The 9,588-nt window shown below is 36.0% G+C and carries 8 protein-coding genes and 1 pseudogene; 8 read left to right on the forward strand and 1 reads right to left on the reverse strand.

Translation table 11 applies throughout. The annotated features are described in order from the left end of the window. Window positions 1-1,979: RelA/SpoT family protein (locus tag K8V80_RS07365; protein WP_276776599.1), on the reverse strand; the 1,979-nt coding region annotated here is incomplete at its 3' end. Window positions 1,980-2,097: 118 nt separating this feature from the next. Here K8V80_RS07365 and K8V80_RS07370 point away from each other — a divergent pair. The 8 genes and pseudogenes from K8V80_RS07370 to K8V80_RS07405 form a co-directional block, all read left to right on the forward strand. Continuing rightward, entirely contained in the window at window positions 2,098-3,615 is a 1,518-nt protein-coding gene (locus tag K8V80_RS07370; RefSeq protein ID WP_006744540.1) for a DUF4301 family protein, read from the forward strand. Between the two features lie 447 nt (window positions 3,616-4,062). Then, complete coding sequence (gene atpD, locus K8V80_RS07375) at window positions 4,063-5,583, forward strand: F0F1 ATP synthase subunit beta (protein WP_006744541.1); 1,521 nt, start codon at window positions 4,063-4,065, stop codon at window positions 5,581-5,583. Window positions 5,584-5,585: 2 nt separating this feature from the next. After that, window positions 5,586-5,825, forward strand: a complete 240-nt coding sequence (atpC, locus tag K8V80_RS07380) for an ATP synthase F1 subunit epsilon (protein WP_006744542.1) — start codon at window positions 5,586-5,588, stop codon at window positions 5,823-5,825. Window positions 5,826-6,223: 398 nt separating this feature from the next. After that, window positions 6,224-7,318, forward strand: a complete 1,095-nt coding sequence (gene atpB / locus K8V80_RS07385) for a F0F1 ATP synthase subunit A (RefSeq protein ID WP_006744544.1) — start codon at window positions 6,224-6,226, stop codon at window positions 7,316-7,318. A gap of 40 nt (window positions 7,319-7,358) precedes the next feature. Next, the gene (atpE, locus tag K8V80_RS07390) at window positions 7,359-7,613 is read left to right on the forward strand and encodes an ATP synthase F0 subunit C (protein ID WP_006744545.1); all 255 of its coding nucleotides are present in this window, start codon (window positions 7,359-7,361) and stop codon (window positions 7,611-7,613) included. A gap of 7 nt (window positions 7,614-7,620) precedes the next feature. Beyond that, a complete protein-coding gene (atpF, locus tag K8V80_RS07395) occupies window positions 7,621-8,118 on the forward strand; it encodes a F0F1 ATP synthase subunit B (RefSeq protein WP_006744546.1) in 498 nt (165 codons plus the stop codon). Window positions 8,119-8,129: 11 nt separating this feature from the next. Further along, window positions 8,130-8,690, forward strand: a complete 561-nt coding sequence (locus tag K8V80_RS07400; RefSeq protein WP_006744547.1) for a F0F1 ATP synthase subunit delta — start codon at window positions 8,130-8,132, stop codon at window positions 8,688-8,690. Between the two features lie 12 nt (window positions 8,691-8,702). Then, window positions 8,703-9,588, forward strand: a pseudogene (locus tag K8V80_RS07405) (F0F1 ATP synthase subunit alpha); the annotation flags it as partial.

The raw sequence follows: 9,588 nt of genomic DNA on the forward strand, positions 1-9,588 counted from the left end.
CCTATCGATTTCCCTGCCCACTGTGCTTTAATAATTCTATAACCAAAGCGTTCCATCATTTGTTGGGCATTGGGACAGTCGGTACGGTGAACTTTGATACCCCCCGATACAGTGATAAATCCAAAAACAGAATCACCGTAAATAGGGTTACAACATTTCGCTAAGCTATATTTTATCCCCTTCAAATCTTGGTCTATAATAAGAACATCTTCTTTGGGTGCTTTTTCTTCGAGTTGGTGTTGTAAATCGTATGCTTCAGCACTTCTATAAACAATTTCTTCAGAAGGATTATCTTGTTTATGCTGTATCTCCAAATAAGTTTCTATAGCCGTGTTGACATCCAATATACCATCTGCTATATCTTGATAAAAAAGAGGAGTGTCTTTGTAGCCTAACTTTTTAATCAAGCGCATCATGATGGCATCATCATACTCAATCTTTCTATTTTTAAACTTACGGTCAAGGGTTTCTCTAGCAAACTCTTGTTGTTGAAACTTCTCCTCCTTCAGCGTTTTTCTAATCTTTGTTTTCGCCTTAGAAGTTGTAACTATTTTTAACCAGTCTTGTTTGGGCTTCTGAGAGTTGGACGTTAATATTTCAACCTGATCTCCACTGCCCAATTTATAACGCAGCTGGGCGTTTTTTCCATTTACTTTAGCTCCAATGCACTTACTACCTAAATTGGTGTGAATATGAAAAGCAAAATCGAGTACAGTAGCTCCTTTGGGAAGTTTAAATAAATCTCCTTTGGGAGTAAAGACGAACACTTCATCATCATAAAGGTCCATTTTAAACTGATCCATTACTTTTCGGGAGTCGTTTTCAGAGCTTTCTAGAGCCTCACGAACAGAAGTAAGCCAGTCATCAAGTCCCGTTTCTCCTTTAATGCCTTTGTATCGCCAGTGAGCTGCTAATCCTCTTTCAGCAATATCATCCATGCGCTGAGTACGAATCTGTACTTCCACCCATCTTCCTTGCGGACCCATCACGGTGATGTGAAGAGATTCATATCCATTGCTTTTAGGAATAGATAGCCAATCTCTCAGACGTTTTGGGTTGGGCTGGTACATATCTGTTACGATAGAATAGACTTGCCAGCATTCTTGCTTCTCTTTTTCGTAATCAGAATCTATGATGATACGAATAGCAAAGAGATCATATATATTTTCAAAAGGAGTTTGTTGTTTTTGAATTTTATTCCAAATGGAATGTATCGTTTTTGTTCTACCTTTTATTTCATATTTTAAACCAGTCTTCTTTAGCTCATCATCTATGGGCTTAATAAAACTTGCAATATATTTTTCTCGAGAAGCTTTAGTTTGGTTGAGCTTATCTCTTATTAAATAGTAGGTATCTTTCTTCCTATACTTTAAAGATAAATCTTCAAGTTCCGATTTTAATTTATAAAGCCCTAGTTTGTGTGCTAGTGGTGCATATAAATAGGCTGCCTCTGTAGCTACTTGTAACCTTGCTTCTTCGTGTGTCGTATCTCTTATTTCTCGCATTACGTTGACACGGTCTGCAATCATAATTAAGATAACTCGCATATCTTCGGCAAACGACAAAAGCAAGCTCCTGAAGTTTTCAGATTCTACTACGGGGCTTTTGTCATAAAGCTCGTTGGTTTTGACAAGTCCATGAATGATCTTAGAAACATCATCTCCATACTCCTTATCAACTTGTTTAGAAGTAAGAAAATTGTTTTTTACAATATCAAGTAGTAAGATACCCAATAGGCAAGATCCTTTAATTCCGACTTCTTCCGATACGATATAGGCCGTACGCATGGCATGAAGAATAGGATTAGCATCGAATGTGGTGGGCTTTAAAGCACCATTCTTTGCGGCTTGGGTTAAGTGATTTTTGAGCTTTTCTCTAGACTCTTGAGATACACTATTCCCTGCAGAATGGATAAGTTTCCGGTATAGACTTAGAAACTCTTTCTTTTCGTTTCGTGTAAAAAATGTAAGCTCTTCCATGATTATCTGTGCATTTTGGTATATCTGTTTGTAAAAGTACGCTTTTTTGTGGGGTACCAAATATAAATAAATATTATTTTGTACATTTGAGTATATAACATGTAAAAAAACCTCAATTATGATGAATTCTCAAGATAAATCACTTCTTAAAGAAAAAGGGATTAGCGAAGAACAAGTCAATAATCAGCTACGTCGTTTTGATTTAGGCTTTCCTTTTCTGAAAATTAGTCAAGCTGCTTCTGTAGAATATGGTATTTTACGATTGGACGATACTCAAATACAATCTGCCATTCATTCTTGGGATAATTACTTATCCAATAAACATAGAATAGTAAAGTTTGTTCCAGCATCGGGTGCAGCGAGTAGAATGTTTAAAGATTTGTTTGCTTTCTTAGAAGCTACATACGATGAACCAACAACTTCTTTTGAACAATCCTTTTTTAAGGGATTAAAAGATTTTTCTTTTTATACAGCTTTAAATAGAGTCTGTGAAGTTCAATTAGAAAAGTCTATAGTTCAATTATTAGATGAAAAAAGATATAAAGACATTGTTAAGATGCTTTTGGCTAATGAAGGGTTGGGGTATGGACAATTGCCTAAAGGTTTGTTGTTGTTCCATAAATATGGAAATAATAGTCGTACTGCCTTTGAAGAACATTTGGTTGAAGGAGCTTTATATGCAAAAGAAGCGGATGGCGTAGTCAATATTCATTTCACCGTTTCTGAAGAGCATCAAGCTCTTTTTGAAAAGCTAAAAAACGAAGTATTACCCAAATATGAATCATTATATAAGGTCAACTATAATATTACTTTTTCTATACAGAAATCCAATACCGATACAATTGCTGTAGATTTATCCAATCAGCCTTTTAGAGAGGATGGACAGTTGTTGTTCAGACCAGGTGGGCATGGTGCATTAATCGAAAACCTAAATGATTTATCGGAGGAGGTAATCTTTATAAAGAACATAGACAATGTGGTTCCCGATCACTTGAAAGAGTCGACTGTACTTTATAAGAAAGTAATAGCTGGTGTGTTGGTAAGTGTTCAAGAGCAAATCTTTGCACACTTAAGAAAACTGAATAGTGGTCAATATACGCATGATGAGGTTTTAGATATTTTGCAGTTTGTACAACAGACACTCTGCTGCAAAAACCCAGAAGTTAAATTTTTAGAGGATTCAGAATTAGCTCTCTATTTAATCAAAAAATTGAATAGACCCATTCGTGTATGTGGTATGGTTAAAAATGTAGGTGAGCCAGGGGGCGGACCTTTTTTAGCCTATAATCCAGATGGTACAATCTCACCTCAAATATTAGAAAGCTCTCAGATTGATATGAGTAATGATAAATATGTTAATATGTTTAACAATGGCACCCACTTCAATCCTGTTGATTTGGTGTGTGGAGTTTTCGACTTCGAAGGAGAAAAGTTTCATCTGCCACAATTTATTGATGCCGAAACAGGCTTCATATCTAAAAAATCTAAAAATGGAAGAGAGTTGAAAGCATTAGAACTTCCAGGTCTATGGAATGGAGCAATGAGTGATTGGAATACCTTATTTGTTGAGGTTCCACTGAAAACTTTCAATCCAGTTAAAACAGTGAATGATTTACTACGAGTAGAACATCAGTAAATTACTGAAAACTTTGCGATATAATGGAAAAAGAGAGGGGGTTGTAAATTTTCAACATCTTCTCTTTTTTTTTCAACATAAGCTGTTCTCTTTTTGTCTATATTGTTTACTTATATGTATATGTTATCAGAACTAAATTTTAATGATTTTAGATTTAATTGTCTTAAATGAAATCATAAAATCTCAAAATCTTAATTAAGATAATTAATCTTATCAAGTATTAATTATCTCAATGAGAACCAAATAGAGTGCTATATTGTTAGCTGTATAAGTCGAAGTTCTTTAATAAATATTATTTTAACTTTCTTATGCTTTCTAAGCAGTGCATATCCTTGATTGCATGAGATTGTTTATACTTTTGTATTATAACTTTATTAAAATAAGAACTGTTTAAGGATAATATTCTTTTAAGACAGGATCGTTTAATATGAAATTAGAGTTGATGTTATGTCGGAATTAATTGGACACATTTCCCAGGTCATTGGACCTGTTGTTGACGTATATTTTAGCATGGAAGAGTCTGACGCTACTTTGCCCAGCATCCATGACGCTTTGGAAATAAAGCGTTCGGATGGAAAGACTTTGATTGTGGAAGTACAACAACATATCGGAGAAAATACTGTAAGAACAGTAGCCATGGATAGTACAGATGGATTGCAGCGTGGATTGCGTGCAAGATGTACGGGTCAGCCTATAACAATGCCTGTTGGTCCTCAAATTAAAGGTAGACTGATGAATGTAGTGGGGGAATCAATTGATGGTCTTAGCTCTTTAGATAGAGAAGATGCATACCCTATTCATCGTGATCCACCTAAGTTTGAAGATTTAACGACAGTTCAAGAAGTGCTTTTTACAGGAATTAAGGTTATTGATTTGCTCGAGCCTTATTCTAAAGGTGGTAAGATTGGACTTTTTGGAGGAGCTGGTGTTGGTAAGACTGTATTGATTATGGAACTTATCAATAATATTGCTAAGCGACTCAATGGTTTTTCTGTTTTTGCTGGTGTTGGTGAGCGTACTCGTGAAGGTAACGATTTATTACGCGAGATGATTGAGTCTGGTGTAATCCGTTATGGTGATGAATTTAAAAAGAGTATGGAAGCGGGTCACTGGGATTTATCTAAAGTGGATTATGATGAAGTAGCAAAATCTCAAGCAACCTTGGTGTTTGGTCAGATGAATGAACCTCCTGGGGCTCGTTCTTCAGTAGCATTATCTGGTTTGACTGTTGCAGAATCCTTTAGAGATATGGCTGCACAAACAGGCTCGAAAGATATTCTATTCTTTATTGATAACATATTCCGTTTTACACAAGCGGGTTCGGAGGTATCAGCCCTTTTAGGACGTATGCCATCTGCTGTAGGTTACCAACCTACATTAGCGAGTGAAATGGGTGCTATGCAAGAGCGTATTGCGTCAACTCGTAATGGTTCTATTACTTCTGTACAAGCAGTATATGTACCTGCCGATGACTTAACAGACCCTGCTCCAGCAACTACATTTACTCACTTGGATGCAACAACGGTACTAAGTAGAAAGATTACTGAAATGGGTATTTATCCAGCTGTAGATCCTCTTGAATCTTCGTCACGTATTCTTGATCCACATATAGTGGGTAAGGCTCACTACGAAACGGCACAACGTGTATCACAAATTCTTCAGAGAAATAAAGAATTACAAGATATCATCTCTATTTTAGGAATGGATGAGTTATCTGATGATGATAAATTACTTGTCAATAGAGCTCGTAAAGTTCAGCGTTTCTTATCCCAACCTTTTACTGTAGCAGAACAGTTTACAGGTGTACCTGGTGAAATTGTTTCAATAGAAGACACCATTAAAGGTTTTAATATGATATTGGATGGTGAAGTAGATAATTTGCCAGAATCAGCATTCTTGAACGTGGGTACTATTGAACAAGCTATTGCTAAAGGTGAGAAATTATTAGAAGAAGCTAAATCTGAATAGTTATGATGAAATTAAGTATTGTCTCTCCTGAAAGGGAACTTTTTAAGGGCGAAATTAAAGAAATAAATTTGCCAGGAACCAAAGGTAAGTTTACAATACTTACAAACCATGCTCCCTTAGTTTCATCTTTAGAGAAGGGAGAAGTTCATTATACTACGATAGAGGGTATAGAATACTCTTTGGAAATAGAAGAGGGCTTTATAGAGGTAAGTAATAATGTTGTATCTGTATGTGTCTCTTAAAATTAAGTGAATGAAGTTAGAATTGATTTTAAAACTGTTAGTCTTTTCTGTTGTGGTATCTTTAGGAGGGTGGTTCTTATTACCTCAATTTGTTGAAAGTTATAATCCCTACCTCTTCTTTGCAGTACCCGCTTTTCTAACTGTTTATCAAATAATAGTAATCTCTTTTATTGATTACTTTTTTTCCGATGATGTACAAAAAACGACTCAATTCTTATTTGGAACGAAAGTTTTTAAGGTATTACTTTCAATAGCTTTTGTATTGACATGCTACTTTGTAGTAGGATTGAATACCGTTTTTTTGGTCATCTTCCTTCTTTACTATATGATATATATATTCTTTGATAGTTGGATGTATATGAGATGTAACAGAGAACATAAAAGAAAATTAGATCAACATGAATAAGTTAAATAGATACAGGACAAACCTATGGAGAATCTTGACATTATGTCTTCTTCTGATTCCCTTCTCTGTAGCTTCGGCTCAAGAAGAAGTTAGTCCTGAGTCCGACCTAGATATGGGCGAAATCGTCTTTGGTCATATGGGAGATTCCTACGAATGGCATATTCTATCTTGGGCAGAGGGTAAAGATTTAACCTTACATTTACCCATCATAGTATATAGTCAGGAGAAGGGTTGGAATGTTTTTAGCTCTTCGAGGTTGTTAGAAAATCAAACATACAATGGATTTCATATTGCTCCAAAAGGAGCACCTCATGAAGGTAAAGTTGTTGAAGAGGGAGGGGATAGGCCTATTCTTGACTTGTCATTGACAAAAGTAGCGTTGGCTTTAATATTCAATAGTATTGTTTTGGGAGTCATTATTATGTCTGTAGCTCGTTGGTATAAAAAACGAGACTTTAGAGATGGAGCTCCTGGAGGGTTTATTGGATTTATGGAGATGTTTATTATGATGATTTATGATGATGTCATTAAAGATAGCATCCCCAATAATGCTAAGAAATTTGCCCCTTATCTGCTAACGGTATTTTTCTTTATCTTTCTAAATAATATAATAAGTTTAATACCCATATTCCCTGGTGGAGTAAGTGTTACGGGTAATATTGCTATCACATTCTTTTTGGCTATTTGTACGTTTATTGCCGTTAATGTATTTGGAACTAAGCATTATTGGAAAGAGGTGTTTTGGCCAGATGTACCTGTGGCTTTAAAATTTCCAGTACCCTTAATGCCTCTTATTGAGTTTATGGGGCTTTTGACTAAGCCATTTGCTTTAATGATTCGTCTTTTTGCCAATATGATGGCAGGACACGTAGCTATACTCATCTTTGTATGCTTAATATTTATTGGAGCTAAAATGGGACCTGCATTGCAGGGAGGGTTAAGTGTAATCTCTATTTTGTTTACACTGTTTATGAACTTACTAGAAATTTTGGTAGCCTTTATTCAAGCTTATGTATTTACACTCCTATCAGCTGTATTTATAGGATTGGCTCAAGAAGGTAGTGAAAAGAAAAAATCAGTAAAATAGAAAATTAGTTTTATAAAAAGTAAATTTAAAATTGAAAGTTATGTTATTACCAGTATTATTAGAAGCAGCAGCTGTATCAGTTGGAATCAGCAAGTTTGGTGCAGCAATAGGCGCAGGTTTAGCTGTAATAGGTGCAGGTGTAGGGATTAGTAAAATCGGGGGTTCAGCTATGGAAGCTATCGCTCGTCAACCAGAAGCAGCTGGTACAATTCGTACAAGTATGATTATTGCTGCTGGTCTTGTAGAAGGTGTTGCACTTTTTGCATTGATTATTTGTTTCTTAATCTCTTTATAAAAAACTTATGTCACTATTACAGCCAGAAGTAGGACTTCTGTTCTGGATGCTCCTTTCATTTGGAATAGTGTTTTGGATACTCGCCAAGTATGGTTTTCCCGTAATCATTGATATGGTTGAAGGACGAAAAAAATACATTGACGAGTCTCTCAAAGTAGCTAAAGAAGCCAATGAAAAGTTAGCTTCCTTGAAAGAAGAAGCCTCACGAATAGTTGCTGAGGCTAACCGAGAACAAGGTCGAATCCTTCGTCAGGCACAAGAAGAGAAGAATAGCATCATTTATGAAGCTCGTGGTGAAGCCAGAAAATTGGCTCAAAAAGAGCTGGATGATATGAAAATTCAGATTCAAAAAGAAAAAGAAGAAGCTATTCGTTCTATCAGAAAACAAGTGGCTGTTCTTTCTGTGGATATTGCTGAAAAAGTAATTAGAAAGAATTTGGATGAAGAGAACCAACAAATGGATATGATCGACCGAATGTTAGATGAAATTTTAGCTCATAAATAGAAAGTATTAGTATGGAGGCAGGTGCAATATCAATGCGTTATGCAAAAGCATTAATGAACTTTGCTCTTGATGCACAAAAAGAAGATTTAATTTATCAATCAGCATATATCTTGTCTGAGAGCTTAATCAGTCAACCTCGTTTAAAGCAAGTATTGGTCAGCCCGATACTTCCCGTAAAGGAAAAGCGAACATTGATGATTACAGCTTCTGGAGGAGAGGAAAATGTATGTCCTGAATTTAAACGCTTTATCGATTTAGTACTTCAAGAGCGTCGTGAAAGTTATCTTCAATTTATGATGATGATGTATCTCGATCTATATCGCAAGCATAAACATATAGGAACTGCCACACTAATTACTGCTGTCCCTGTAGATCAGGCCATAGAAGATAGAATTAAAGAAACAGCCTCACATTTACTTCACGCAAAAATGGAGTTGAGTACAGCTGTTGATTCAAGTATTGAAGGTGGCTTTATCTTTGATATTGATGGATATAGACTTGATGCTAGTATAGCTACCCAATTAAAAAGGGTAAAGAAACAGTTTATTGATAAGAATAGAAGAATTGTATAATAGAATAATAGTATGTCTGATAATATAAGAGTTAGTGAAGTATCGGAAATCCTTCAGAGACAATTGGAGGGAATTGATACCAAAGTTCAGCTTGATGAAATAGGTACTATACTACAAGTTAGTGATGGTGTGGTGCGTATTTATGGTCTTAAAAATGCTGAAGCTAACGAACTTCTAGAGTTGGAAAATGGTATAAAAGCCATTGTGATGAACTTGGAAGAAGATAATGTGGGTGCTGTATTATTAGGGCCTACAGATAAGGTGAAAGAAGGTGATATCATAAAAAGAACCAAGCGTATTGCTGCTATTTCGGTAGGAGAAAATATGTTGGGAAGAGTGATTGACCCTCTCGGTCAACCTTTGGATGGAAAAGGTGCAATAGGTGGTGATCTTTGTAGAATGCCCTTGGAGCGTAAAGCTCCTGGAGTTATTTTTAGACAACCTGTAAGTGAACCTCTTCAAACAGGGATTAAGGCTGTAGATGCTATGATTCCTATTGGTAGAGGTCAGCGCGAACTTATAATTGGCGACCGTCAGACAGGTAAAACTGCTATTGCTTTGGATGCAATTATAAATCAACGCACCAATTATGAAGAAGGTAAACCGGTTTATTGTATCTATGTAGCAATTGGTCAGAAAGCTTCTACTGTAGCTTCTATTGTAGAAACGTTGGCTAAAAATAAAGCTATGGAATATACAATCGTAGTAGCTGCTACTGCTGGTGAGCCTGCTGCATTGCAGTATTTCGCAGCTTTTGCAGGTGCTGCTATTGGGGAGTATTTCCGTGATACAGGTAAGCATGCTTTAGTAGTCTATGATGACCTTTCAAAACAAGCTGTAGCTTATCGTGAAGTGTCGTTAATCCTTCGTCGTCCTTCTGGCCGTGAAGCTTATCCAG

This window comes from Bacteroides coprosuis, from assembly GCF_020741705.1.
Classification (GTDB): Bacteria; Bacteroidota; Bacteroidia; order Bacteroidales; family Bacteroidaceae; genus Bacteroides_E; species Bacteroides_E coprosuis.